This window comes from Methylocella silvestris BL2 (genome assembly GCF_000021745.1).
Taxonomy (GTDB): Bacteria; Pseudomonadota; Alphaproteobacteria; order Rhizobiales; family Beijerinckiaceae; genus Methylocapsa; species Methylocapsa silvestris.
The window spans coordinates 1,106,743-1,131,619 of the sequence record NC_011666.1 but is presented as its reverse complement, the minus strand read 5'-3'; the positions used below and the strand labels follow the sequence as shown (position 1 = coordinate 1,131,619).

The following is a 24,877-nucleotide window of genomic DNA, read 5'->3' as shown; positions in this document are numbered from 1 at the left end:
GTGTGGGCGCCGCTTATTTACAGTTAAGAGCGCCGCGCCGAGCCGAGCGCTCAAAAAAATGCCCGACTCGGACGAAGCTGTTGCGCCCTCGGCATGAGGCGAATTCGGATCGCCGCGCCGCGAGCTCACGCGCCTACCGCTTCTGCGCGCCGCACAAAGTATCGTTGATCTGACACTGCGGCGTGATCGACAGCCGCTCCTGTTCGGCGTTCAGCCTCGCGATTTCGGCCTGCGTGGCGGCGTCGATGTCCGTGCCCGCATTGGCGCATCCGCAGACCTGGCTGGCGCAGCAGCTGCATTTGTTGATTTGCTCGAGGGCCATGATCGCTTCAAGCCCGCTCTGTTGCGCGAGATTGCCGCACGCCTTTTTCAGGAGCGTCGCTTTCTGCGCCGGATTGGCGGTGGAGGCGCCGGTTTGACCGATTCCCAATGTCGTGCAGAGCGCGGCGTCACAACTATAGGCGACCTGAAGGCCCTTTGACCACAAGGTCGCGGTGCCCGCGCGGACGCCCGTCTTGTAGCTTTCACAGACGGCCTTGCACATCGCGCTTCCCTTGCCGACCGGATATTCGACGCTTGCCGAATAGAGCGGACAGCCCTTGTCGCCCGGCGCGTCGGCGAGACAGCCGTCGACCGGGGGATCGGGGTTGAGGGCCGGATTATGCGAGGCCGACCATATATAGGGTCCCTTGTCCTTTGCGGACCAGGGCGTCAGGACGTTGGCGTCGCACGGCCTGTTGGCCTGGCCGAGCTCGAACGGGCCGTCGTAGACGGGGCATTTGCAGGTGACGAGCTTGTTGCCCGCGCCATCGGTTTTCCCGGTCTCGTAACAGGGCGCTGTCATGCATCCGGCATATTTGCCCGCGCTGCAGGTCGTCGTCCCGCCGCCATAGTCGGCGTTCTTGACGGGCGTATAAACCGAGATCAGCTGCGCGGTCGGGATCACCACATTGTTGTTGGCGGCCGTACAGGCCGGCGCGCTGTTCCATAGCGTCTGGTTTTGAATGAACTCGCGCGGGTTGCAGTTGGCGCCGTCATGGCCGCAGACCGAGACGGTCGACAAATAGAGATCGAGATTGAGGATGGCGTTGATGTCAATGAAATAGGGCACCATCGGCGGATATTGCTCGGTGGTGAGGCCGTAGCATGTGCAGTCGGCCGTCTTGCCGTCTTTCGCCAGTTTGCAAGGGAGCGGCGGATTGCCGGACGAGCCGATCATGGGGCCTGAGAAGAAGCACAAGGCATAGGAAAAGGCACGGCCCACAGGCGGCTTGCAGGTCAGGAAATTCTCGCCCCTCAGCAGAATATCGGCGTAGGCGGGGCCGAAAATTGTTGTGTTGAGATCGTTGAACCGGAATTTCGTCGATTCTGCTTTTGCGGCGCCGATGGAAATCGCAACGATGGCGGCGACGGCAAAGAGCAACGACATGATGGGGCAAATCCATCGCGCGGACGCTTCGCCTTTCTGATGGTGGGCGTCCATTCTTTTCCTCTGGTCCCTACGCGCCTACCTTTACTGGCGGCCCCGGGGACGCCAGACTTACGCCACTCGCCGGTTTTTGCAATGATTATTGTGTGACGATTGATTTCATTCGATAATCATCATTACGTCGAAGGCAATGCGGAGAGCCTTCCTCGATGACCGCGGCGATGAAACGAAATTCTCGCTCCTCACCAGCAGACGAAAAATCGAGTGCGAGGGGTACTGGAATGCCGAAAGAGCCCGCCTCAGACGCCTTCCAGCAGCGCGTCGAGATCCATGCTCGACCGGCTGCCGAGATCCATGGCGTGCTCGTCGAGAAAGATCTGCGCGGCCTTGCGTCCCTCGTCGCGCAGAAGCGATAAAAACGCCCATTCCGCATTGAGTTTCGAGGAGGCGCCGAGCTTGGTCATAATATCGTTTTTGACCATATGGACGCGCATATTGGCCCACAGCGCGCCTTCGCTGTTTCCCGGATCGGCGACGCGCCGCAAGAGGGCCATCATGCGCAATTCCTTCAACGTGACGGCGTTGAAGGACACCTCGTTCAGACGGTTCATGATCTCGGTGGTCGTGCGCGGAACGCCTTCGCGCTCGACCGGGTTGATGGGCACGAGGATCGTATCCTGCGATTTACATTCGCGGATCAGCGGCGTGATCGTCGGATTGCCGGAATAGCCGCCGTCCCAGTAAAATTCGCCGTCGATCTCGATCGCCTGAAACATGGTTGGAAGGCAGGCCGATGCCAGCAGGACGTCCGGCGTGATGGCGGTATTTTTGAAAACCTTGCCGCGCCCGGTCCGCACATTGGTGGCGGTGACGAAAAGATTGATCGGCGAATGCGCGAGCCGCTCGAAATCGATCACCTTGGCCAGGATGTCGCGCAGCGGATTGGCCCCTTGGGGATTTAAAGTGTAGGGCGAAAACATGCGCGACATGAGTTCGGCGCCGGCATAAAAGGGCGAAAACTCCATCGTCCAGCGTCCTAGCAGCACGTCGATCGGGCCGCGCCGCAGCGGGCTGAAGCGCGCGGCTTCCGCGACTGCGCGCCAGAATGAATCCAGCGCCTCGCGCGCGGCCGGCGCGCCGCCCTTGGCGTGTCCGTCCACCAGAACGGCGGCGTTCATCGCGCCGGCCGAGGTGCCGGAGATGCCGTCGATTTCGAGCCAGGGCTCTTCGAGCAGGCGGTCGAGGACGCCCCAGGTGAAGGCGCCGTGCGAGCCGCCGCCCTGAAGGGCGAGATCGACAAGGATCGGGTCGCGCTCGATTGTACTGGTTGCTGGTTCCATCGCGATGACGCCTTGGGGTTGGGCAATGCCGCGCTGCTTAGGCTTTTAGGCGAGCTTTGCCGCAGCGTCACGCGCAATCGGGCCGCGCCCGAAGCTCACGGCGCGCCAGCCAGGGGACCGCGCCCGAGCAGCCGCAACCTCATCCGACGGGCGGCTTTCGATCTTCAGCTTTGCCGGACAACAGAATAGCGAGCCAGCGGCTCGCTGGAAATTGCTCGCAGACGGTAACGCAGGCGATCAGGATCGGAACGCCGATGAAAGTGCCCGGCAAGCCCCAGATAAATCCCCAGAAAAACACCGCGAAGACGACGGCGAAGGGCGAGATCGACAGCGTCTTCGCCGTAAACAAGGGCTCGAAATAGCTGCCGATCAGGAACTGCACCAGGGTCAATACGGCGAGGATCAAAAGCCCTGTCTCCCAGGATCCCGTTTGCGCGAAGCCGAACAGCGCCGGCAGCACGGTCGCAATCAGCGGCCCGATGAAGGGAATGTAGTTCAGCGCGAAGGATATGACGCCCCAGGCGGCCGCGAGCTCGAGGCCGACTAACGTCGCGAACCCCCAGACGATCAGGCCGGTGAGAATGCTGGCGACCGTGCGCACGAGCATATAGCGGCGAAATTTGCGGGCGGTGGCGGCTCCCGCCGCAATCAGCCTTTCGCCGGCCTCGCCGCCGACCGTGCGCAGATTTTTCGAAAACGCCTCGGCCTCCAAAAGGCCCATCGCCAGAAAGATGAAGATCAGCAGCGAGAAGCCGATCAGGCTGTTGAGCCGCAAGGCGACGGTCTGAAACAGCCGCAGCAGCCAGAGCACGTTGAAGCGCTCGGCGACGACGGTCGCGATGAAGATGTCATGTTGCTCGAGCCATTTCGCCCAGGCGAAATACAGCGCCTGAAAACGATCGAAGTTGGCGCTGAGCCATTGCCCGATCTGGCCGCCGCCCCAGGCGACCATTGACGTCAGCTTGACGACGACGATGAGGGTCACGAGAACGGTCGCGATCAGCGCCAGCCCACGCGGCAGCCTTGTCTCGAGCGCTTTCTGCAAGGGCCAGACGACGGCGATGGCGAACAGCGCGAACGCGACGGGCTCGAACACTGCATCGGCGAAATATAACGCGCCGACGACGAGAAAAGCGATGATCATCGCCGAGGCGATGCGCGTGACGCTGCTGTCCATGCTGTCAACAGGCTCCTTCGGCTGTTTGACGCCGCGCCGTCTTGAAAATCGGGGCATCGCGGCGCATGGTGCCGCTCCGCGCCGGGGCAGGCGCAAATGGGAAGAATTTCATGTCTGATCTCGTCGTCATTGTCTATCCGACAGAAGAAAAGGCCGAGCAGGTGCGCAAGGAGCTCTTCGAGCTCCAAAAAGAGTATCTGATCAAGCTTGGGGACGCTGTGATCGCCACCAAATCCGAGGATGGCCAGATCAAGCTGCATCAGGTGATCAACACCACTGCCGCCGGCGCCGTCTCCGGCAGTTTTTGGGGTCTGCTCGTCGGCGTGCTCTTCCTCAACCCGCTGCTTGGCGCGGCGATCGGCGCGGCGAGCGGCGCGCTCGGCGGCGCTCTCACCGACGTCGGCATCAATGATAATTTTATGAAGCAGCTCGCCGAAAGCATCCAGCCCGGCAACGCTGCGCTGTTTATTCTGATCGAGAGCATGACCACGGACAAGGTGGTCGCCGCGATCCAGGGCTATGGCGGCGTGGTCCTGAAGACCTCGCTCGACGAGACCAAGGAGCAGGCCCTTCGCAACGCGCTCGCCGGCCACATCGCCAGCGGGGGCGCCCAGGCGCCGAGCGAGCCCGCCCCGGCGCCATCGGGCGCCACGCCAAGCGGCGCTGCGTCTTAAGTCCTGGCGGCGTCCTTCCGGGCGCAGCCGTCAAGATCGATGCGCAAAGGAGCGGAGGCGATCGTCTCCGCTCGCACTGCCGTTCGCTTCTCCTGTTGATGAGCTATTGGACGCGTCGCGGTCCAAGGCGCTCCGCGATGCGCTCCAGAACATAGGGGAAGAACGGGTTCGACGACATGCGCAGGAGCGAGTCGAGGCTGACGATCAGCGCGCCCCGCTCGCCGCGCGGCGCGATCGCGCCGAGATTGACGCCAAAATCCTCGTTCAGGTCCGGCTGCAGTCCATAGAGCGAATCCGTCAGCGGAAACGGCAGCGCGACATGCGAGAGCGAGAACACGCCGGGCGGGAAAGAAAGGCCGAGCGGACGAGTTTGTTCATTCGTCGCGCCGGCTTCTGTCGCCTGCTCGACGACTTCGCTGGTATTGGAATTGGCGTTTGTTATGACAGCCGTCCTGAAACGGCGCGGCGCCGGCGGCATCACGCGCTGTAGCGCATTGTCGGAGGCGAGCCGAAGCAACTGCCCGAATTTGGCGCTGCGGTTCAGATCGAACAGCACGAGCTCATGACCGCCCTGTGGCAGCTGCGCGTAAAGGGATGTGATGATCGCGCGCGTCGAGACGGTAAAGTCGATTACCGATTGAAAGGTCAGGATCGGCGCGAGGGCGTCGAGGCGCCCCCTATTGGCGAGACGCGAGATTTCCTGCTGCAGCGCCTGCGTCAGCAAATAGGATTGGCGCGCGCCGTTCACCGGAAATGAATTGTATTTGAATGGATTGAATTCGGGCACGATTCCGAGCCACGCCGCTTTGGCGAAGGCCGGTAGAATGGCCGGAAGTCCGGCGAGCCCGGCGAAGCGGGCAAAGCGGGTAATGCCGACCATCGGCGAGATCAGCACCAACCGGTCGGGCCGCGTCAGCCTGGGATCCTCGATGGCGTCGAGGGCGTATTTCAGCGCGAGCGCGCCGCCGTTGGAAAATCCAACAATATGAAGGGGAAGCGAGGGACCGATGCGCGCGCGCGCCTCCCGGACGGCGAGGCGCGTCGCCGCCAGCCAGTCTTGCCATTCGATGTCGGCGAGCGCCCCCGGAACGGTGCCATGAGCGGGAAGACGGATCGCCACCGCGACATAGCCGTGATCGCGATAGGCCCGCGCGATGTGGCGCAGACTGTAGGGCGAGTCGGTCAGCCCATGCAGCAGCACGACGGCGCCGGCCGGCGCCCCGTCCGGCTCGAGTTCATAGGATCTGTTCCAATCCTGCGCGAAGCGCCCCGGATAGACGGGGCTGCCGTCGAAATAGCGGTTGACCGGAATATCGTCCTGCGGATCGAGCTTGTCGGTCACTTCCCGGCGCACGTCGGCGAAGATTTTGTCTTCCGCCTTCAGATATTTCGCCCAGTCGGCGCGGTCGAGCGCCCCGCCGTCCATCTCCTGCGGCGCGTGGGTGTGCCAGAGTTTGAGCGCCGGCCCGCGCTGGACGTCATAAATCCGCACGCCGAGCAGCGTCGCCGCAACGGCGGCCAGCACAAGCGCCGTGCGCTTTGCAATTTTCACAAGTCGGGCGCGCATGGGGAGGCCTTTTGGGGGGATGGCGTTGCAAATTCGATGCAGCCTTCAAGTTTCGCATGGCCAGGGCGGCGGCGGCGAGCTTCTTGGCTGATCGTCAACACATTTCAGCTATAAGCCGAGAGCGGATAGGAGCGAAGCCTGAGGGGTTGATGCGTATTGCGTTCGTTGCGCTGCTTTGCGTCGCGCTTGCCGCCTGCGGCCGTCCGCAGGGCGTCATGGAGCCGATCGGGGTCAGCGTCCCGAATGCGTCCCTTGTCGATCTCCTCGTCGCGACGACCCGGGCGCCGGCCAAGAATCCGGCGATTTTGTTTACCGGAGAGCGCGAGAGCAAGGTCGCTCTTGCCGATATCACCGTCTCCATTCCGCCGGCCGATCGGCGCCAGATTGGACAGGTGCAATGGCCGTCGAGCCTGCCGCCCAATCCGCTGACCGATTTCGCCACGGTGCGCGTCACGCCGCTTGCCGGCGTCGGTGAGGCGCGCGGCTGGCTGAAGCAGAATTTGCCGCGCGACCGGCGCGTGCTCGTCTTCGTGCATGGCTTCAATGTGCGCTTCGAGGAAGCCGTCTTCTCCCTCGCGCAGATCGTGCATGATTCGGGCGCCGAGGCCGCGCCCGTGTTGTTCACCTGGCCCTCGCGCGGCAATCTGTTTCAATATATCTACGACCGGGAAAGCACCAACGCCTCGCGCGATGCGCTGGAGGAAACGCTGCGCCGCATCGCGACGGACCCCTCGGTCGGCGAGGTCACGGTCATGGCCCATTCGATGGGCTCCTGGCTGGTGATGGAATCGCTGCGCCAGATGTCGATCCGCGACGGCCGCGTGTTGCCGAAGATCCGCAATGTGATCCTCGCATCGCCCGATCTTGACATCGACGTCTTCGCCGCGCAATGGGCGGAGATCAGCAAACCGCGTCCGCGGCTGACGGTGTTCAGCTCGCGGGACGATGCGGCTCTGCGGGCCTCGCGCCGCCTCGCCGGCGACGTCGACCGGCTGGGATTGATCGATCCGCTGGCCGAGCCGTTCCGGTCGGAGCTTGAACGCGCGGGCGTCGACGTGATCGACCTCACCGATCTCTCGCGTCCGGGCTCGCTCAACCATTCGAAATTCGCCGAGAATCCGGAGATCGTGCAGCTTCTCGGCAAGCGGCTGATCGCCGGCCAGAGCCTTGGCGGCGAGACGAGCCTTGGCGAGCGCGTCGGCGGCTTCGCCATGGGCGTCGGCCAGACGGTTGGCGGCGTCGCGGGCGTCGCCGTCAGCGCGCCGCTGGCGATCGTCGATCCGAACTCGCGGCGGACGTTTGACGATCAGCTGAAGCATCTTGGCGACGTGGCCAATGACACGGTCGATTCGGCGCGTCCGAATTAGATGCGCTCAGGTCGCGTGACGGCGGTCATTCGCCGCAACTTTTGTCGCCGGCGCCGATAAGCCAAGCCGGTTCGATATTCAGTTTCTCGGCGATCTTGTGCAATGTTTCGCGCGAGCCGCGCCGCCGCCCCGCTTCGAGATCGCTCAGATAGCCTTGCCCCAGGTCGGCCAAAATCGCCAGGTCGATCTGCGTCATGCCGCGCCATTTGCGCAGCGCCTTTAACAGGCTCTCGCCGCGCAACAGGGCGGTAGACACTTCGGGCGGCAGACGGGCGTCGCGTCCCGCTGTGAGATCGGCCGTGCGGGAATCGTAAATCGCGGCGTCGGCTTCATCTTCCGCGGCCTCGGCTGCGGCGGCGACAAGCGCGTCATATTCCGCGCGCGGCAGAACGACGAGTTCTTCGCCGCCGGGGGTCTTGATGATTTGTGGGCCGGTCATCTCAATTCCTCCGGTAGCTCGTCGTCTCGCGCTTGCCGATGTAGAGAGCGAGGATCGTGATTTGATCCTCGTCAAAAATTACCCGATAGCGTCCAATGCGAAGTCTGAAACCGTCGCGGCCTTTAAGCTGCTTGACGTCCCCGCGTCCATCGATCGCATAGGCGCTCAAGCCGGCGATGATCGCCTCACGCGCCAGCGGTTCGATCGCGTCGAGATCCTTGGCGGCTTGGTGAGTGAAAATGATCGTTTTCACTGCGATAATATCGCTTCGGTGTGGCAACAATTCAAGCGATATATTGCAATGATGGCAGTCAGATTCTAAAACCCCTTCGCCAGCAAGACGCCGAAGAGGATCGCCAGCGTCGCTAGCGACAGGGTCGCGGCGGGCCATCGCCGGATGGCGAGGTCGGCGCGCTCCATCAGGGCGCCAATTGGAAAGAGCGCGCGAAAACCCGCTTCCTCCGCGCCGACGATGTCTCCGGCGGCCGGCTCCGGCAGGCGGTCGCCCCAGCGGCGCAGCGCGAGCGAAAGGAGAACTCCGAGCAGGACCGGCCAGAGTCCGTCGACGAGGATCGGCGGGCTCAGCGCATAGGAGAACGTCTCGCCGAGAACGGGGAAGATCAACCAGGGAACGACCAGCGCTGCGAGCGCCGCCGCGAGCCAAGGCGCCGCCAGTCCCGCCGGCGCCTTTGCGTCCGGGTCGGTTGCGGCGCAGGCTTCGACACGCGCCACGAAATGCAGCATCAGCATGGTCGTGCCGGCCGCCGAAAGATTGGCGAGCGCGCCCACGATATAGCTGCCGAGCGTGTCCTTGACGGCGAGCTTGGCCAGCGCGCCGCCGGTCAGCGGCAGTCCGCCGAGGCTCAGCGCGAGCAGAAGCGCGGGCCAGATCACGAGCCTCAGGCGTTTCGGGCCGGTGATTGCCGCTACCCCGACCGCCAGAAACAGGGCGCCCTTGATCAGGAGATGATTGGCGCCATAAAAGGCGGCGTCGATCAATACGCCGCGATCGTCGGCGGAAAGCCCCATCCCCAGCACCACAGCGATGACGCCCATCTGACTGATGCTTGAATAGGCCAGAATCGTTTTCGGATTCTTCTGCGTGATGCCGAGAGCGACGCCATAGAAGGCGGAAAACAGCCCGGCGGCCGTCAGCGCTTCGCTCAGGCCCGGAAGGGCGGCGTCATAGGGCAGGAAACGGATGATCCCGATTACGCCGGCCTTGATGGCGGCGCCGCTCAGAACGGAGGCGGCCGCGATCGGCGCCGCCGTATAGGAAAGCGGCAGAAAGCCGTGCATCGGCACAAGCGCCATCTTCATGCAAAAGCCGGCCATGGTCAGGGCGAGCGCGGGCGCTGCGAAGGGCGATTGCGGCAGAGCGGCCATCACGTCCGTGATCAAGGGACTGCCGTTCGGCTCTCCCGCCGCGAGCAGCACGAAGCCGAACAGCAGCACTGTTTCGCCGAGCAAGGTGAAGGCAAGATAGACGGCGCCCGCTCTGGCGGCGGCGGCGTCGCCGTCATGGACGATCAGCGCGAAGGCCGGGAGGCTGACGAGGGCGAAGACAAGATAGAAGGTCAGCAAATCCGCGGCGATGAAGACGCCAAGGCTGCCGGAGAGCGTCAATAGCCAGCTGATCGCAAAGCGCAGTGCGTGCGCTCGATCGCGCATGGCGGCGGCGGCGTAAAACCCGGCGATCGTCCAAAGCAGCGCGGCGACGCCGAGCAGCACGGCCCCCGGCGCATCGAGCGCAAGGACAAGGCGCAACGCCGGCGCCGCGAAGGAGGCGGGTCCGGCGAAAGGGGCCGAAAGCGCGGCGAGGAGGCCGGGAAGCGGCGCGAGCGGCAGCAGCGTCAGCGCATGGCGGCGCGCGGCGGGAAAGAGGCAGGCGCAAGCGAGGAGGAGCGGGGTCGCCAGCGCGGCGGCAAGAAGAAGGGACGGAATGTCGATCATGGCCCCGCCACCGGCAGGCGGCCGATCTCGATCAGATTGAAAAAATTCTGCGGGGCGAAGCCGAGCAAGAGCGCAACAAGCGTCAGCGCCAGCGCGATCGCCTCCCGGCTTCGCGCCGGAGCGGATTTCAGCGTTGCAGGCTCGCCGGAAAGGGCGGGAGCAAGGATGCGATAGACATAGCCGCCGGCAAGGAGGCCGCCGGCCAGAATAACGGCGACCCAGGCCCATTGGCCGGCCTCGGCCGAGGCGGTGAGAAGAAGCCATTTGGCCGCAAAGCCGCCGCTCGGCGGCAGGCCCATCAGCGAGACGCCGCCAATCCCGAGGGCGAACGCCGTCAGCGGCATGGCGCGGCCAAGCCCACCGAGGTCCGTGATGCGGTCATGGCCGAGCGATTGCGCGGCCAGTCCGGCCGCCATGAACATGCCCGCCTTGGCGAAGGCGTGCGAGAGAGTTTGCATCACGCCGCCGATCCAGGCGTCCATGCTCCACACGCCGCCGCCGAGCGCGAGCGGGAACATCAGGAACAGATAGCCGATCTGCGCCACGGTCGAATAGGCGATCAGCAGCTTCAGCCTTTGCTGGCGCAGGGCGAGCACGCTGCCGACGAGGATCGCCGCCGATCCCAGCGCCGCCAGCATCGCCCCCGCCGTTTCCGACGGCAGTTTGGGCAGCACGTCGAACCAGAGCCGCACGATGAGAAAGAAGGGCGCCTTGACGACCAGCGCCGAGAGCACAGCGCTGCCGGCAGCGGGCGCGTTGGCGTGGGCGGGCGGCAGCCAAAGATAGAGCGGGAAGAGGGCGGTTTTGGCGAGAAGTCCAGCCGTCATCAACCCCGCCGCGGCGTAGACCGCGGGCTCCGGCTTTACGCGCGAGGCGAGCAGCAGGATGTCGAGCGTGCCATAGGCTCCGTAGATGAGGCCGACGCCAAGGAGATAGAAGACCGAGCCGAACAGAGCGAAGAGGAGGTAGCGCAGCGCGGCGACAAGCGTTTCCGGCCGCCCGTCGAGGCAGACGATGGGCACGGCGGAGAAGGTCAAAAGTTCGAGGGCGACAAAGAGATTGAAGAGATCGCCGCTGAGAAGGACGATGTTCAGCGCTGCGAACAGCCCCTGGATCAAGGTCCAGAAGGCGAAAGGCGCGCGCGCTTCCGGCTCGCCCCTGGGCGTCGCAAAACTGGACCTTGCGAAGAAGCAGGCGGCGGAAATGATCACAGCCGTGGTCAGCAGCATGATCGCCGAAAAGCCGTCGGCGCGGAGCGCAATGCCGAGCGGGGGCGCAAAGCCGCCAACGATATAGACGACTGGGGCGCCGCTCGCCAATACGCTCGACGCGATCGCCAGCGCAATCAGCACGCCGACCGGCGTCAGCGTCAGGGCGATCTGTTCGGCCCGGCGTCCGCCAAGCGCCAGCGACGCGGTCAATCCCGCGACCGGCAGGAGGATCGCAAGTATCAGCAGGACGCCGCCTGTGGTTGTCGCAAAGCCGGGCATGGCGCCTCAGTCGCCCGGCGTCGGCGAGGCGCCGGGCGCGTCCGGCTTGAGGCTGGCGCGGCCGGTCTCACTGACGAGACGGAGCAAAATGGCGATGGCGAGCGCGCTCGCTGCAAAAGCGACGACGATGCCGGTAATGACCATCGCCTGCGGCACGGGATCGGCGGGAAAGCCTGCCGCCGCGCCACGGCGGGCGATGATGCCGAAGACAAGAAAGACGCCGCTGCCGAGAATGTTGAAGGCCAGGATCTTTCGCAGCGGTCGCGGATCGGCGATGAGGCCGTAAAGGCCAAGGCCGATGAGGATTGCGCCGGTGAGGCCGGAAAGGGTCGCGGCGGTGATCATAGCGGCGCCCGCCGCGGCGGCCCGGCGACCAGCATCGGCAAGGTCACCGCGATCGACAGGGTCATGAAGGCCTCGATCAAGAGGATCAGCGGTTTGGAGAAGCCTTGCGGCAGCGCGAAGAACGCGCCGGCCGTCACGGCGCCGGATGCGCCGACGATGAGGAATACGGCGGGCCCGGCGACCAGCGCCGCGCGCAGCCATGGCGCGCCAACCGGCGGCGCCTCGGACAGCCGCGCCATCATGACGATCATCCACATGGCAGCGAGAATGGAGCCGCCCTGGAAGGCGCCGCCCGGCTCGTCCGCGCCAACCCAGACCATATGGACGCCGACGACGATGCCGATCGGGGCGAGAAGTTGCGCGAGGAAGGTGAGGGCGCCGACCGGACGCTCCGCGCGCGGAGCGATGGGCGCGCCGCCCCAATAGCGGTCCGGCGCCAGCGACCAGACGCCGATGATCGCCAGCAGAAGCACGACTTTTTCGAGCAGCGTATCGAAGGAGCGGAAGCTGATGAGAACGGCCGTAATCGGATTGCCGACCCCCGTCGCGGCGAGATTCCTGGCCGCTTGCGGGGCAAGGCTCGGGCCGGGATCGGGCAAGCTTAAAATAACCGCCGCGAGCGCGATCGTGACAAGGGCGGAGAGCGCCGCCGCCATCAGCCGCAGCGGCAGGGCGGGGCGCTCATCCTCCGCCATTTGCGCCTGGCGCAGCCGCGCCGCGGCGCTGATCAGCAGCACGCCGGTGACGCCGCCGCCGATGGCGGCCTCGGTCATCGCGACGTCGACGGCGAAGAGGCGCGCCCAGACGATCGACAGCAAGAGCCCATAGGCGACATAACCGACGATGGCGGCGAAGGCCTCGCGCGCGGCGATCGTCCAGCCGGCGATGGCGAGAACGAGCAAAGCAAGCCCGAGATCGACGACGTCGAGCGCGGTCATGCGGCCGAGCTTTCGCCGGCGGAATTTGCGCCGATCTGTTCCTTGCGCCGGATCGCGCGGGCGATGAGCTGCGCGCTGGTGGCGCCGGCGAGCTGGACGAGCGCCCAGATCGCAACGAGCTTCAAGGCGCCGAACACGCCGTCGCTGCGCGCGATGAGGCCGAGCACGATAAAGCCGAGGCCGAGATTATCGACCTTGGTCAGCGTATGCAGCCGGCACAGCGGGTCGGGAAAACGTAGAAGGCCGACCGTGCCGGCCAGGAAGAAAAAGCCGCCGACGCTGATTGCGGCGATGCTGAAAAGATCGAGCGCGCCGCTCATTTCGGCGCCGCTTCCGGCGTGTCGTCGCGCTCCGGCGGCGCGCCGCTGTTGACGAAAGCGACAGAGGCGAAGGCGGCGAGCAGAGCGAGGCCGAGCGCGACGTCTTCAAGGCCGCGCGCGGCTGTCGCCGCCGCGACGATGAGAAGCGCCGCGACGCCGCCTGTGCCGAGAAGCTGCGCGGCCATCAGGCGGTCGGCGTCGCCCGGCCCTCTGAGGACGCGCGCGAGGCCGACGGCGACGGTGAACAGGATCAAGCCCGCGGCGGCGAGGAGAAACTCAGTCATAACCCAGCGCCCGCATAAACAGGGATTCTTCGGCGGCAAGATCGGCCGCGACGGGCCGGCTGACGTCGAGACAATGGACGAGCAGCGCATCGCCCGCGTCGGTCCCGGTCGGCAGCGTTCCGGGGAGCAGGCTGCTGAACGCGCAAAACGCGCTCCGGGCGCCGCCCGGCGCGATTCGCAACGGATAGGCGATGAAGCCGGGATTCAGCGGCAGCCTTGGATCGAAAGCGCGCCAGGCGACCTCGAGGCCGGAGGCCACGGATTGGCGCGCAAAACGCGCCGACAGCGCCAGAAGCGAAAGCGGACGAATTTTTGAGCGTCCCGGCGGCATCAGGCGCAGGCTCACGAAGCTTGCCGCCGCGGCGGTCGCGAGCCCGACCGGAAGGCCTAAAAGATCGCCGCCCGCAATCATCAGCCAGAAGGCGAAAAAGCCGGCGGCGCGAACGGCGGCGGCGCCGAAACGAACGACGTCGGCGGCGTTTTGCGGATCGGGGCTGGTCTTAAACATGAAAGGCTGAAGCCCCAGGCCTGCGACGAAGCCGCAAACTTAGCAGCTTCCGTCGTGAGCTCAATGGCTTGCGACAGGAGCGCCGCCGCACGCCGTCCGGCGCTCGTGAAATTAGGGACGCAGCGCATTAGGGCGGGATGTTTGGCCGCTGCGCTCTCGTTGCGGCTGCGAAATATCCAAAAGAAGACATGATCCGGCGCCAACAGTCGCATGAGATGTCGCGGGGGTGACAGCATGGGTTTGGCGCCGCGCGCCAAGGTTCAGCGATGTTTTTGGCGTCTTGCGCTCTGCGCGTTCGCCGCTTTGCTGGGCGTCGGCGCCGCACGGGCGCAGACGGCGACGTCGGACGCGCAGAGCGACGCGCAGGATGCGCGCATCGACGCCATTCTCGCGACGCCGGGCGAGACGGCGCTCTCATCCGACGCCAATCTTTTCGCCACAGCGCCGGGCCTTGAGCAGCAGGTCAGGGCGCCGCGGTTTACTTTGAACGTTTTGACGCCTGTCTTTTTCAACTCCAACGCCCAGGCCGCAGCTGACGGCGGAACGGGATCGGTCGAGATCAGTCCGCTCGGACAATTGTCATGGGCGGCGCCCGCGCCAGACCTGCCGATTCGCTTTTCGGCGAATCTGCGCGTCGAGTCGGAGCGACTGACGGGCGTCTCAGAAGCCGATCGCGACTTTCTTGCCGGCGGGTTTCGCGCGCAATATGTCGACGCAAACGCCGATCACAGCTTTTCGCCCTATGTCGCCTACGCGCCGCGGGTCGATTTCCGGCCTCTGTTTTCGCAGGAAATCGCGACGCGTCATGACGTCAATGTCGGATTTAATACACGCATCAACTTCGGCGCGGATTTCCAGCGTCTTTCGCCAAACGGCGGGCCAGGGGATGCGGTGTGGGCGCTTGGCCTCACTGCGTTCTTGCAGGGGCGGTTCCGGGAGCCGGCGCCGGCCTCGGCCGCAATCTTTCTCATTCCCTCGATGAGTTATATCATTTCGGAGCAATGGAGTTTCAGCTTTGGCGTGCAATTCATCGGGCGGCAATTCGATGAGATTGCCGGATTTACGCGCCGGGATTTCAATGTGGAGCCGATCGCGACGCTAGGATTCGCGCTGCCGTCCTATTTGCTCGGCGACAATGAAACCGCGCGCTGGTTCGGCCGCCCGCGGCTCGATTTTCAGGCAAGCCTCGAGAGAAATGCGTCGAATCGATCAACGGCGAGCTTCACGCAGGTGACAGCGGGCGTCACGCTGCAGACCGGTTGGCGCTTCTAACTGTGAGGAAGCCGGCCGAGGCTGCGATCAGCTCGCGCCGCCGGTCGAGCAGACGATCTTTTCATATTCGTCAGCGACAGGGCCGATCGCGGATTGCGCGAGCTGGGACTGACCGAAAAGACCGCAGCTGATCGCACTCTGCACACTAGGGCCGCGAGAGGCGCTAATGGCGTTCATCGGGGAGCAATCCTCAACCGGCGTCGACATGGAGCAGACAAGAATAAGTATCTTGGTCATCAGTGCTGTTCCTGACTTTGCGGACGCCGACCTCCCGATCATTTCTCTGTTACAAGCAAGTCATATGCCAAGTTACGCGCGGCGCGACAATTTCTGCCGTCCATCAGGGCCGGAAAAGCGCCATCATCACCAATCCGAGCAGCGCTAGCGCCGCAATGGTTCTGTTGTCGTCGGCAAGGGCTCTGCGGAGATGTTTCATAAGCTTCGATCCGGCGCTGCGCCTTGGCGGAGGTGGCCGAATGACCAGCTCGCCATGGCGTCAATGAGACTGCGCCCGTATCATTAATGACGCGTTACCGCGCCCGGAGTGACACGTCGCACTCTTCGAACTCGAAGCCTAACTGCCCGCGAAAGGGGCAACAACCCCCATAAGGATATTCTCAGTAGGCGTGTCTATGATGACGATGGTGGTGATAATGGTAGCGGTTGTTCGATTGCGGGATGCCGAGCACCCCTTTGACGCCGCCCATCGCGCCGCCAACGCCAGCGCCGACCGCGCCGCCGACGACGCCTCCGACAGGTCCAGCGGCGCGATGTCCGGTCGCGGCTCCTTCCTGGGCGCCGCGAACGATGCCCTGGGCTTCAACCTGAATCGTGAGGGCGGCGAGCGCGACAATCGCCGCGGGGGCGATAAATCTATAATTCATGGCGGGTCTCCTTCTTTTCGGAAATGACTCCTATTCGATGCAAATGGTTTTGTCGCTGACCCGTTCCTTTGGGCGCGCCGCCGCCGCGCTGCTGTCGTGGGACGGCGCGCGCGCCTCGGCGCTCGGCTTGCGGGTAATAAGAGTGTCACATCGCGCGATCTATAGTCCGCGCGGCCGGCGCCCGACTCGTGACTGTCGACGCGACGATCGTTCAGCGGGAGAAGAATGATGAATGCGAGCGATGTGATGGTCCGCGACGTCGTCACCGTCGGACCCGACGACGAGATCGCCGCCGCGGTGCGGCTGCTCGTCGATCATGACGTCAGCGCTTTGCCCGTGGTGGACGCCGACGGAAGGGTTGTCGGCGTCTTGAGCGAGGCCGATCTCTTGTTTCGCGAGGAAGACGGAACCGCCCAGCCTCATTCCTGGTGGGTCGAGGCGCTGACGCCGGCGAGTATTCTGGCGCAGCAATTCGCCAAGGAGCACGGCCGCAAGGTTTCTGAGGTCATGTCGAGCGAGGTCATCTCGGCGCCCGCGGACGCGTCCCTGGCCGATATCGCTCATCTCCTTGAAAAGCGCCGCATCAAGCGCGTTCCCATCATCACGGACGGCAAGCTCGTCGGCATCGTCAGCCGCTCCAACATCATGCAGGCGCTGGCTTCGAGCGAGGCGTCGCAGAAAACGCAGGCCGTCCGCGACAGCGACCGCGAATTGCGCGACGCGATTCTGGATAAGCTCGCCGAACAGACCTGGACTGGCTTTGGCGAGCGCAACATCGTCGTCTCGGACGGCGTCGTCCACATCTGGGGCCTCGTCAACTCGCCGGAGGAGCGCAAGGCGCTGCTGGCGCTGGCCGAGAGCGTGCCGGGCGCGGGCAAGATCGCCGATGAGATGATCGCCTCCTACTGAGCGCTCCGCGCGAAGGAGGTCGAAATGCGCCCTGGAGAGCGGAGCTGCAGATCCTTGCCGGGCTTTGCGATTTAGCGATAGACTGTCGCTCAGCATTCACGGGGCCAGAGCTTGCCGGGCGCGAAAAAGCGGCCGCAGGAGCGCTTTCTGGCGTTCTCCTGACCGAAGCAGGCCATGTCGATCGCCTCCCATCACGCAGAGACGCCCGCCGCTGACGCATCCCGCCTGCTGATTCGTCTTGGCCTCGCGATCCTTCTGGTGGCGCTGCCGATCCTGACCGTCGCGCTGCGCGGCGCGATCTATGTGCTGATGCCGGTCGGCGCCATCGTTGTTCTGATCGGCGCGGCGATTGGCGCGCCTGACCATGGTCCGCGCCATCTGCGCACGGCCTTGGTGTCCCCGGGAGGCCTCGCAGCCGTGTTCCTGACCTTCTGGGCGGCCATGTCGCTGCTCTGGACGCCGTTTCCGGGCGAGGCGGGGCAGCGTTTCGCCCAGATTGTCGGCACCACCCTTCTTGTCGCCCTGGTCGCGGCCTATCTGCCGGCGCGCACGCGCCCGTTCGATCTTTATCTGCTGCCGGTCGGCGTCGCCCTCGGCGCCCTCGCGGTGCTCATCCTCGCCTTCCGCGCCCATCTGCCCTTCGGCCGCCCGCAGCCCTTCGACGATCAGCTGTTCGAACGCTCGATGATCACGCTCATCGTGCTCGTCTGGCCGGCGCTTGGCGCGCTTTGCCTGCGCGAACGCTGGATCTATGCGGCGATCCTTGCGCTGCTCGCGGCCGGCGTCGCGCTGGCCGGCTTCGCCCAGGCGGGCCTTGCGGCGATGGGCGCGGCCGCCTTTGTGTTCGCCATGGCGATGTCGGAGCCGGTCCGGCTCGCCCACCGCCTCGGACTCGTCGTCGCCGCGCTGATTCTCTTCGCCCCGGTCCTGGCGCTTGTGCTTGGCGCGCTGATCGGCATGACCCTGCAGCATCCGAACGCCGCGGCGCAATCGATCCTCGTCTGGCGTGAAATCATCCTCGCCGAATGGCCGCGCCTCTTCACCGGACATGGCTTTGACGCCGCCAATCGCACGGCCGCGCTCGGCTATCTGCCCGAGCAGACGCCGGGAAGCCTGCTTTTCGTCATCTGGTACGATCTTGGAATCATCGGCGCTGCGGGCTTCGCCTTTCTGACGGCGCAGATCTTCCTGATCACGGGCAAAATCCCGACCTCCATCGCGCCGTCGGTGCTCGCCGGCCTCACCGCGATCTTTGTCATGGCGATGCTGGGCGCCGCGGCGGCGCAGATCTGGTGGGTCACGCTGATCGACTGCGCCGTCATCGCCTATATCGTCCTGATCAAGGGGATCTACCGCTCGCAGCGGCCAGCCGCCCCCGGCGCGGAGGGGGCGGCCGATCTTGACGACGCCCGCTTCGACGCCGCCTCCGCGCGCGGGGCGTGATCGATGCGACCTTCTGGCGCAGGCGATGTTTTTGCCACGGCGCGAAGCCGAGCGCGCAAATCAAGCCAAAGGGGTATTGCCGGCGCAAGGCAAGCAGCCGTAACATCCGCCTATGATTGAGGGCGTCATCACCATCCGAAATGCGCGTGAGGGCGACGCCAAGGGCATCGCCGAGGTTCACGACGCCGCTTGGCGGGACGCCTATCGGGGCATTATCCCCGGCCGCGAACTGGAGCGGATGATCGCCCGGCGCGGCCCGCGCTGGTGGCATTCGGCGATCGTTCGTGGCTCCCGCCTGCTTGTGCTCGATTTCGATGAAACGATCGGCGGCTACGCGAGCTACGGCCGCAACCGCGTGCCCTCGCTGCGTTATGGCGGCGAAGTATTCGAGCTTTATGTCGCGCCCGAATTTCAGGGGCTCGGCTTCGGCAAGCGGCTGTTCGAGACGGCGCGCAAGGATCTCTCCGAGCACGGCTATCCGTCGTTCCTCGTCTGGGCTCTCGCCGACAATGAACGCGCGGTGGAGTTTTACAAGCGGCTCGGCGGCCTCAATGTGCGTCAGGCCAATGAACGCTTCGGCTCCGAGATCAGAGCCCGCCACGCCTTCGCGTTCGGCTGATCGTTCTCTCCCGGCGCTTTACGCGGCGCTCTGCGCCGGACGCCTCGCGGCGTTGCGTATAATGCCAAGGTTGGACTTGCCGCCCCGGGCGGGTTGACGCATAACCCCGCTCAAATCGTCCGATTTCGCCGGCGCCGCGAATCGCCGCCTGATTGCCCTGCAATTGCGTCTCGCGCCGGAGCTTGCCGGGGCATCGCCGCCTTCGTCGTAGCCGGCTACACGGAATGGGTTTGCGTTCGCGCGGATGTTGATGCGTCGCGACGCCAAAATATCGGAGCAGGGCGCGGCTGTCCGCGTCAGCGCTTCCAAGGGATCGCAAGGGACAAAGGAGACGACCATGCGCCTCGACGCAATTTCGATCGGCAAGAATCCGCCCCACGAAGTCAATGTCGTGATCGAGGTCCCCATCGGCGGCGAGCCGATCAAATATGAGCTCGACAAGGCCTCGGGCGCTCTGGTCGTCGACCGCTTCCTCTATACCTCGATGCGCTATCCCGGAAATTACGGGTTCATCCCCCATACGCTGTCGGAAGACGGCGATCCTTGCGACGTGATCGTCGCCAATACGCGCGCGATCGTGCCCGGCGCGATCATGAGCTGCAAGGTTGTCGGCGTGCTGATCATGCGCGACGAAGCAGGCCAGGATGAAAAGATCGTCGCCGTCCCGTCGGAAAAGCTGACGAAGCGCTACTCGAAGGTCGAGAATTATACCGATCTGCCGGAAATCACCCTGCATCAGATCGAGCACTTCTTCGCCCACTACAAGGATCTCGAACCCAACAAATGGGTCAAGATCGAGGGCTGGGCGGACGCCGAAAGGGCCCGTCAGATCATCGTCGAATCGATCGATCGGGCCAAGGCCGAGGTCAAGGGCTAAGCGCAACGGCCGGCGCGGATCGTCGGCCGCTCAACAGCGCTGGAGAAGCCGGCGTTTTCCGTGGGGCGGTTCGCTGATCAGTTCTTGCGGGTCAGCAGAAATACGCCCTGCTCGCCGAGCAGATTCCAGATCCAACGGCCGCGATAAGCGAGGGGCTTGCCAAACTGGTCGAGCGCGACGCCATGCTCGATGCGCGCTCCGATCGCCTGCGCGAGGTCGATGAAATCCTGAATCGTGCAAAAATGAATGTTCGGCGTCTCATACCACGGCGTCGGCAACTGGCGCGTCACCGGCATGTGGCCGCCGAAAGCGACCTGCGCCCTTATGCGCCAATGGCCGAAATTCGGGAAGGATACGATGGCGCGCCGGCCGATCCGCAACATGTGCTCGATCACCACGCGCGGACGGCGCGTCGCCTGCAACGTTTGCGATAGGATTACATAGTCGAAGGAATCGTCCGGATATTCGGCAAGATCGGTGTCGGCGTCGCCCTGGATCACCGAAAGCCCGTGCGCGACGCAATAATTGACGCCGCGCTGCGAAAGCTCGATCCCCCGCGCGTCGACGCCTTTTTCATCCGCAAGAAGCCGCAGAAGGGCGCCGTCGCCGCAGCCGACGTCGAGCACGCGGCTGTTCGGCTCGACCATGGCGGCGACGAGGAGAAGGTCGACGCGGCTCGTCGTTTCGGGCGCCGCGGCTGCGGCCTCTTTGGCGACGCTCAAGGCGCGGCCGGCGGCAGGCCGCGAGCCTTGGCGGCCGAATCGAGAAAGCCCTGCGAGGTGGCGATGAACTCCGGCAGGTCGAGCAGAAAGGCGTCGTGGCCGCGATCGGTCTCGATGTCGACGAAGGAGACCGAGGCGCCCCCGGCGTTCAGGGCGTGCACGATGGCGCGCGAGGCGGCGGTCGGATAGAGCCAGTCGGAATTGAACGAGACGACGCAAAAGCGCGCCTTGACCCCCTGAAAGGCGCGCGCCAGCGATCCGTCGTAGTCGGCGGCCAGGTCGAAATAGTCGCAAGCTCGGGTCACATAAAGATAGGAGTTCGGATCGAACCGGTCGACGAAGCTCGAGCCCTGATAGCGCAGATAATTCTCGATCTGGAATTCGGCGTCGAAGGAGAAGGTCGGCGCGTCGCGGTCCTGTAGCTTGCGGCCAAATTTGCTCTGCAGCGCCTCGTCGGACAGATAGGTGATATGCGCCGCCATGCGGGCGACGGCGAGGCCTTTGGTGGGGATGACCCCTTCCTCGAGATAGCGGCCCTTGCGCCAGTCGGGATCGGCCATCACGGCCTGCCGGCCGACCTCGTGAAAGGCGATGTTTTGCGAGGAATGTTTCGCCGCCGTGGCGATCGGCATGGCCGAGAAGACGCGCTCGGGGAAGCTCGCAACCCATTGCAGCACCTGCATGCCGCCCATCGAGCCCCCGACGACGCAAAACAGCGTATCGACGCCAAGGTGGTCGATCAGCATCGCCTGCGCCCGGACCATGTCGCGGATCGTCACGATCGGCAGCTCAAGCCCGTACGGCCGGCCTGTCTGCGGATTGAGCGAGGCCGGACCGGTCGTGCCCATGCAGCCGCCGATCACATTCGAGCAGATGACGAAATAGCGATCGGTGTCGATCGGCCGGCCGGGACCGACCATGGTGCTCCACCAGCCGGGCTTGCCCGTTACCGGATGCGCGTTGGCGACATGCTGATCGCCGGTCAGAGCATGGCAGACGAGAATGGCGTTGGATTTGGCGGCGTTGAGTTCGCCATAGGTCTGATAGGCGATCGTCCATTGATTGAGCCGGCCGCCCGAATCCATCTGCAGCGCGTGATCTGGTCCGAAATGCGCGACGAGACTATGCGGCGCGTCGACTTCGCGCAGGCCGCTGAGCTTATGGGTCAAGACGATCGTCAATGGCGTGCACGGCGTTCGATATTGCGAACATTATGTCCGGTATATGAAAGCCGGCCGTGAAAAGAGTCAAGGCTAAGCAGGATTTTCTTCTCGCAAGGCGCGCAAATCGCGGCGCATTTTGCTGTTCCGCCATGCCCGGCGAGGTCAGCTCGCCCGCTTCTGCCGCATGCCGGATTTCAGCGGCGGCTGCAGAATTTCGCCGTCCTCGGCGACGATGCCGAATTGATAATGGCCGGCGCCGTCGCGGGTGACGGAATAATGCAGCCTCTCGACGATATTATTGTTGGCGTCGAAGGTGAGGACCGCGGGGCTGAGGTTCGTGATCTCGGCGCCGTCGAGATAGACCGAGCTGCAGATGATCAATTCGTCGCCCGGCTGGCAGGTGCGCGCCGCGGCCCCGTTCAGCACGCAGCAGCGCGAGCCGCGCTGCCCGAGGATCACATAGGTCGTGATGCGCGCGCCGGAGTTCTTGTTCCAGATCTCGACGAATTCGAGCGGGAGAATGCCCGCGGCTTCGCAATGGGCGGGATCGAGCGTGATCGAGCCGTGGTATTCGAGGTTCGATTCCGTGACGCGGATGCCGTGCAGCTTGCCGCCAACCAGTTTTCGCATCTATTCCGTTCCATTCGCGGCGCGCTGTGCGCCACAGACAGCAGACCCGTTTCGATCCTGGACGCTTCATCCAGAATCATCGATCGATTCCAAGCGATTAGAGCATGACGTCGATCCGAAACTTACACTTTCGGCCGTTTCGCCGTTCGGTTATGCGGTGATCACGCCAAAACACATACGCCGGCGCAAGCGCCCGCTTGCGGCCGTTTTTCCCTCAGCCGCAGCACATGCTCTATTTTCGGCGTTTCGACAACAGGAAATGGGAAGGCCCCCCTTAGGTTGTAAGGGGCGTCAGGTCATTTTGCCGGATTGGCGCGACGCATGGGCCATGCGATAGAGCCGTCCATGTCGGATCTCGCCCATACCGCCGTCGAATTGTGCCGCGAGCTGTTGCGGCGCCCCTCTGTGACGCCGCTCGACGCCGGCGCCCAGGACTTTCTGGCGGCAAAGCTTCGCGAGGCCGGATTTGCCACGCATAGCGTCGTTTTCTCGGATGAGAGCACGCCCGATATTCAAAATCTCTACGCCCGCGCCGGCGCCGGCGGCCGGCATCTCGTCTTCGCCGGACATACCGACGTCGTGCCGCCGGGAGATTCGGCGAGCTGGCGCTTCGATCCGTTCGGCGGCGAAATGGAGGGTGGCCTGATTTTCGGCCGCGGCGCCGTGGACATGAAGGGCGCGATCGCCGCTTTCGCCGCCGCCGCCATGGCTTTCGTCGCCGAGGGCGGCGCGCAAAAAGGGTCGATCAGCTTCCTTATCACGGGCGACGAGGAAGGTCCGGCGATCAACGGCACCGACAAGCTGCTGCGCTGGGCGCATCAGCGCGGCGAGCGCTTCGATCATTGTATTCTCGGCGAGCCGACCAACCAGCAAGCACTCGGCGACATGATCAAGATCGGTCGGCGCGGTTCGCTGAACGGGACGCTGACCGTGAAAGGCGTGCAGGGCCATGTCGCCTATCCGCATCGCGCCAAAAATCCCATTCCACACCTGATGCGGCTGCTGGCGGCGCTCACGGCGGAGCCGCTCGACCAGGGCACGGAGCTGTTCGACGCCTCCAATCTCGAAATCGTCAGCGTCGACGTTGGCAATCCGACCTTCAACGTCATTCCGGCCGAGGCGCGGGCGCGCTTCAACATCCGCTTCAACGATATCTGGACGCCGGATGCGCTCGCGGCCGAGCTACGCGCGCGCGCCGAGAAGGCGGGGGCGGCAGCGGGCGCCGCTTCCGCGCTCCATTTTGAACCCTGCAATGCGCTGGCCTTCGTGACGCAGCCCGACGCGTTTACCGATCTTGTCAGCGCGGCGATCGAACAGGCGACCGGACGCAAACCAAAGCTCTCGACGAGCGGGGGCACGTCCGACGCCCGGTTCATCCGCGCCTACTGCCCCGTTCTCGAATTCGGCCTTGTCGGCTCGACCATGCACGCCGTCGACGAACGCGCGCCGGTCGAGGATATCTCTGCGCTTGCGTCAATTTACGCAGACATATTGAATTCTTACTTTAAGTAGAATTCAATCGGCGTTGATCTGCGGCGGCGTCATGCGGTTCAAGATGGCGTCGCGCTTGACGATGAGATGCCAGGCGGTGCCGAGAATATGCAGGCCGACGAAGGCGTAGACGGCCCATTGTCCTGCGACATGGAGCTTTTCGGCGGCCTCCGCTAGCGGCTTGTTCTCGGGCAGGCCGGGCAGGGTGAAGAGATTGAAATAGACGACGGGATGATTGCTCGCCGCCGACAGGATGAATCCGCTGATCGGCATGACGAGCAAGATCACATAAAGCAGCGCATGGCTGATTTTGGCGGCGAGCGCCTCCCACGGCTCGAGCGACCATGGCAGCGGCGGCGGCGGTTCGATCGCCCGCCAGAACAGCCGGAATACCACGAGCGCGAAAATGGTCACGCCCAGCGACTTGTGGATCATGAACATCGTTCCGACCCAGGGGCTCTCGCGCGGCAAGGCGATCATCACCCAGGCGACCGGCAGGATCGCGAAGACGAGAAGCGCGGTGATCCAATGCAGCGCCTGCAAAACCGGAGGATAAACGCGGGACAGAGAATCCGCGTCGAATCTGGCCTTGTCTGTCATTGCTTCAAGCCGCCTGTTCTCACGTGCAAACCTATTCTCTGATCGGGCGGAACGGCGGCGATTTTGCGGCGGGCGCAAGCGCATTTTCGTTGTCAGAACGGGAAAATACCGCCTCCTCTTGCTTGACTTGAGCTAAACTAGGACGCGTTGCGCGTTCGGAAGAATGCGTTGACGGCGCAATCGGCTTTCGCTTAACTCGCGGCCGCCAGGATGGATCGGGTCGATGCTCTGCAGGACGGAGCCTCGCCGCGCCTGTCTTCGGCTCATAACCATTGATCTGGCCGGCAAGGCCAGTTATCTAGCGGGAGGGGCAGGTTTACTTATTGTGGCTGCAGGAGATTTGAGTGAGTACAATATCTTCCTCAAGAGTGAGTACCATCTCTTCTTCTTCACGGTTGATATTCGCTACTGTCATATTTTTGTCAATTCTTTTGAT

Annotated in this window: 27 protein-coding genes; 8 read left to right on the top strand and 19 right to left on the bottom strand. The window is 64.2% G+C overall.

The annotated features are described in order from the left end of the window. Positions 1-133: 133 nt before the first annotated feature. The 3 genes from MSIL_RS05400 to MSIL_RS05390 form a co-directional block, all read right to left on the bottom strand. On the bottom strand, positions 134-1,429 hold the full coding sequence (locus tag MSIL_RS05400; RefSeq protein WP_148213030.1) for a hypothetical protein: 1,296 nt from the start codon (positions 1,427-1,429) through the stop codon (positions 134-136). Between the two features lie 299 nt (positions 1,430-1,728). After that, entirely contained in the window at positions 1,729-2,769 is a 1,041-nt protein-coding gene (locus tag MSIL_RS05395; RefSeq protein WP_012590084.1) for a patatin-like phospholipase family protein, read from the bottom strand. A gap of 139 nt (positions 2,770-2,908) precedes the next feature. Next, entirely contained in the window at positions 2,909-3,946 is a 1,038-nt protein-coding gene (locus MSIL_RS05390; RefSeq protein WP_012590083.1) for an AI-2E family transporter, read from the bottom strand. A gap of 110 nt (positions 3,947-4,056) precedes the next feature. Between MSIL_RS05390 and MSIL_RS05385 the strand changes: the two genes are divergently transcribed. After that, the gene (locus MSIL_RS05385) at positions 4,057-4,620 is read left to right on the top strand and encodes a DUF1269 domain-containing protein (protein WP_012590082.1); all 564 of its coding nucleotides are present in this window, start codon (positions 4,057-4,059) and stop codon (positions 4,618-4,620) included. Between the two features lie 103 nt (positions 4,621-4,723). On the opposite strand, the gene MSIL_RS05380 is transcribed toward MSIL_RS05385, so the two are convergent. Beyond that, positions 4,724-6,187: an alpha/beta hydrolase gene (locus MSIL_RS05380; protein ID WP_012590081.1), complete on the bottom strand. Its 1,464-nt coding sequence runs from the start codon at positions 6,185-6,187 to the stop codon at positions 4,724-4,726. Positions 6,188-6,336: 149 nt separating this feature from the next. On the opposite strand from MSIL_RS05380, the gene MSIL_RS05375 reads away from it, so the two are divergent. Then, entirely contained in the window at positions 6,337-7,554 is a 1,218-nt protein-coding gene (locus MSIL_RS05375; protein ID WP_012590080.1) for an alpha/beta hydrolase, read from the top strand. Between the two features lie 25 nt (positions 7,555-7,579). Here MSIL_RS05375 and MSIL_RS05370 read toward each other — a convergent pair whose 3' ends face one another. The 9 genes from MSIL_RS05370 to MSIL_RS05330 form a co-directional block, all read right to left on the bottom strand. Continuing rightward, a complete protein-coding gene (locus MSIL_RS05370; protein WP_012590079.1) occupies positions 7,580-7,993 on the bottom strand; it encodes a helix-turn-helix domain-containing protein in 414 nt (137 codons plus the stop codon). A gap of 1 nt (position 7,994) precedes the next feature. Then, positions 7,995-8,246, bottom strand: coding sequence for a type II toxin-antitoxin system RelE family toxin (locus MSIL_RS05365; RefSeq protein WP_012590078.1), 252 nt, complete (start codon positions 8,244-8,246; stop codon positions 7,995-7,997). Positions 8,247-8,311: 65 nt separating this feature from the next. Then, positions 8,312-9,946 carry a complex I subunit 5 family protein gene (locus MSIL_RS05360; RefSeq protein ID WP_012590077.1) on the bottom strand — a complete coding sequence of 545 codons (1,635 nt, stop codon included), beginning with the start codon at positions 9,944-9,946 and terminating at the stop codon, positions 8,312-8,314. After that, entirely contained in the window at positions 9,943-11,436 is a 1,494-nt protein-coding gene (locus MSIL_RS05355) for a complex I subunit 5 family protein (RefSeq protein ID WP_012590076.1), read from the bottom strand. The genes MSIL_RS05360 and MSIL_RS05355 overlap by 4 nt, the downstream gene beginning before the upstream one ends. Before the next feature lie 6 nt (positions 11,437-11,442). After that, positions 11,443-11,781: an NADH-quinone oxidoreductase subunit K gene (locus tag MSIL_RS05350; protein ID WP_012590075.1), complete on the bottom strand. Its 339-nt coding sequence runs from the start codon at positions 11,779-11,781 to the stop codon at positions 11,443-11,445. Continuing rightward, a complete protein-coding gene (locus MSIL_RS05345) occupies positions 11,778-12,719 on the bottom strand; it encodes a hydrogenase subunit MbhD domain-containing protein (RefSeq protein WP_012590074.1) in 942 nt (313 codons plus the stop codon). The genes MSIL_RS05350 and MSIL_RS05345 overlap by 4 nt, the downstream gene beginning before the upstream one ends. Then, on the bottom strand, positions 12,716-13,039 hold the full coding sequence (locus MSIL_RS05340; RefSeq protein WP_012590073.1) for a cation:proton antiporter: 324 nt from the start codon (positions 13,037-13,039) through the stop codon (positions 12,716-12,718). The genes MSIL_RS05345 and MSIL_RS05340 overlap by 4 nt, the downstream gene beginning before the upstream one ends. Beyond that, positions 13,036-13,323 carry an MrpF/PhaF family protein gene (locus tag MSIL_RS05335; RefSeq protein ID WP_012590072.1) on the bottom strand — a complete coding sequence of 96 codons (288 nt, stop codon included), beginning with the start codon at positions 13,321-13,323 and terminating at the stop codon, positions 13,036-13,038. The genes MSIL_RS05340 and MSIL_RS05335 overlap by 4 nt, the downstream gene beginning before the upstream one ends. Beyond that, entirely contained in the window at positions 13,316-13,831 is a 516-nt protein-coding gene (locus MSIL_RS05330) for a Na+/H+ antiporter subunit E (protein WP_012590071.1), read from the bottom strand. The genes MSIL_RS05335 and MSIL_RS05330 overlap by 8 nt, the downstream gene beginning before the upstream one ends. A 234-nt stretch (positions 13,832-14,065) precedes the next feature. Between MSIL_RS05330 and MSIL_RS05325 the strand changes: the two genes are divergently transcribed. Then, on the top strand, positions 14,066-15,103 hold the full coding sequence (locus tag MSIL_RS05325) for a hypothetical protein (RefSeq protein WP_012590070.1): 1,038 nt from the start codon (positions 14,066-14,068) through the stop codon (positions 15,101-15,103). 27 nt (positions 15,104-15,130) lie between these two features. Here the strand turns inward: MSIL_RS05325 and MSIL_RS20555 are convergent, their stop codons facing one another. After that, positions 15,131-15,340, bottom strand: coding sequence for a hypothetical protein (locus MSIL_RS20555; protein WP_012590069.1), 210 nt, complete (start codon positions 15,338-15,340; stop codon positions 15,131-15,133). 380 nt (positions 15,341-15,720) lie between these two features. Next, positions 15,721-15,987, bottom strand: coding sequence for a hypothetical protein (locus MSIL_RS05320; protein WP_012590068.1), 267 nt, complete (start codon positions 15,985-15,987; stop codon positions 15,721-15,723). A gap of 225 nt (positions 15,988-16,212) precedes the next feature. On the opposite strand from MSIL_RS05320, the gene MSIL_RS05310 reads away from it, so the two are divergent. The 4 genes from MSIL_RS05310 (at position 16,213) to ppa (ending at position 19,835) form a co-directional block, all read left to right on the top strand. Next, on the top strand, positions 16,213-16,896 hold the full coding sequence (locus MSIL_RS05310; RefSeq protein ID WP_083772171.1) for a CBS domain-containing protein: 684 nt from the start codon (positions 16,213-16,215) through the stop codon (positions 16,894-16,896). Positions 16,897-17,070: 174 nt separating this feature from the next. Next, positions 17,071-18,339: a hypothetical protein gene (locus tag MSIL_RS05305; protein ID WP_012590066.1), complete on the top strand. Its 1,269-nt coding sequence runs from the start codon at positions 17,071-17,073 to the stop codon at positions 18,337-18,339. A gap of 112 nt (positions 18,340-18,451) precedes the next feature. Further along, positions 18,452-18,958 carry a GNAT family N-acetyltransferase gene (locus MSIL_RS05300; protein ID WP_012590065.1) on the top strand — a complete coding sequence of 169 codons (507 nt, stop codon included), beginning with the start codon at positions 18,452-18,454 and terminating at the stop codon, positions 18,956-18,958. A 337-nt stretch (positions 18,959-19,295) separates the two neighbouring features. Further along, positions 19,296-19,835 (top strand): inorganic diphosphatase, encoded by a 540-nt coding sequence (gene ppa, locus MSIL_RS05295; protein ID WP_012590064.1) that lies wholly within the window; start codon positions 19,296-19,298, stop codon positions 19,833-19,835. Positions 19,836-19,912: 77 nt separating this feature from the next. Here ppa and metW read toward each other — a convergent pair whose 3' ends face one another. The 3 genes from metW to panD all read right to left on the bottom strand — a co-directional run bounded on the left by metW (position 19,913) and on the right by panD (position 22,350). Then, on the bottom strand, positions 19,913-20,557 hold the full coding sequence (gene metW, locus MSIL_RS21005; protein ID WP_012590063.1) for a methionine biosynthesis protein MetW: 645 nt from the start codon (positions 20,555-20,557) through the stop codon (positions 19,913-19,915). After that, the gene (gene metX, locus MSIL_RS21000; RefSeq protein WP_244406266.1) at positions 20,554-21,642 is read right to left on the bottom strand and encodes a homoserine O-acetyltransferase MetX; all 1,089 of its coding nucleotides are present in this window, start codon (positions 21,640-21,642) and stop codon (positions 20,554-20,556) included. The genes metW and metX overlap by 4 nt, the downstream gene beginning before the upstream one ends. A gap of 240 nt (positions 21,643-21,882) precedes the next feature. Then, on the bottom strand, positions 21,883-22,350 hold the full coding sequence (gene panD, locus MSIL_RS05280; RefSeq protein WP_012590061.1) for an aspartate 1-decarboxylase: 468 nt from the start codon (positions 22,348-22,350) through the stop codon (positions 21,883-21,885). A gap of 345 nt (positions 22,351-22,695) precedes the next feature. Here panD and dapE point away from each other — a divergent pair, with 345 nt between their 5' ends. Next, complete coding sequence (gene dapE / locus MSIL_RS05275) at positions 22,696-23,862, top strand: succinyl-diaminopimelate desuccinylase (RefSeq protein ID WP_012590060.1); 1,167 nt, start codon at positions 22,696-22,698, stop codon at positions 23,860-23,862. A gap of 3 nt (positions 23,863-23,865) precedes the next feature. Here the strand turns inward: dapE and MSIL_RS05270 are convergent, their stop codons facing one another. Further along, complete coding sequence (locus tag MSIL_RS05270; protein WP_012590059.1) at positions 23,866-24,441, bottom strand: cytochrome b; 576 nt, start codon at positions 24,439-24,441, stop codon at positions 23,866-23,868. Positions 24,442-24,877 lie beyond the last annotated feature (436 nt).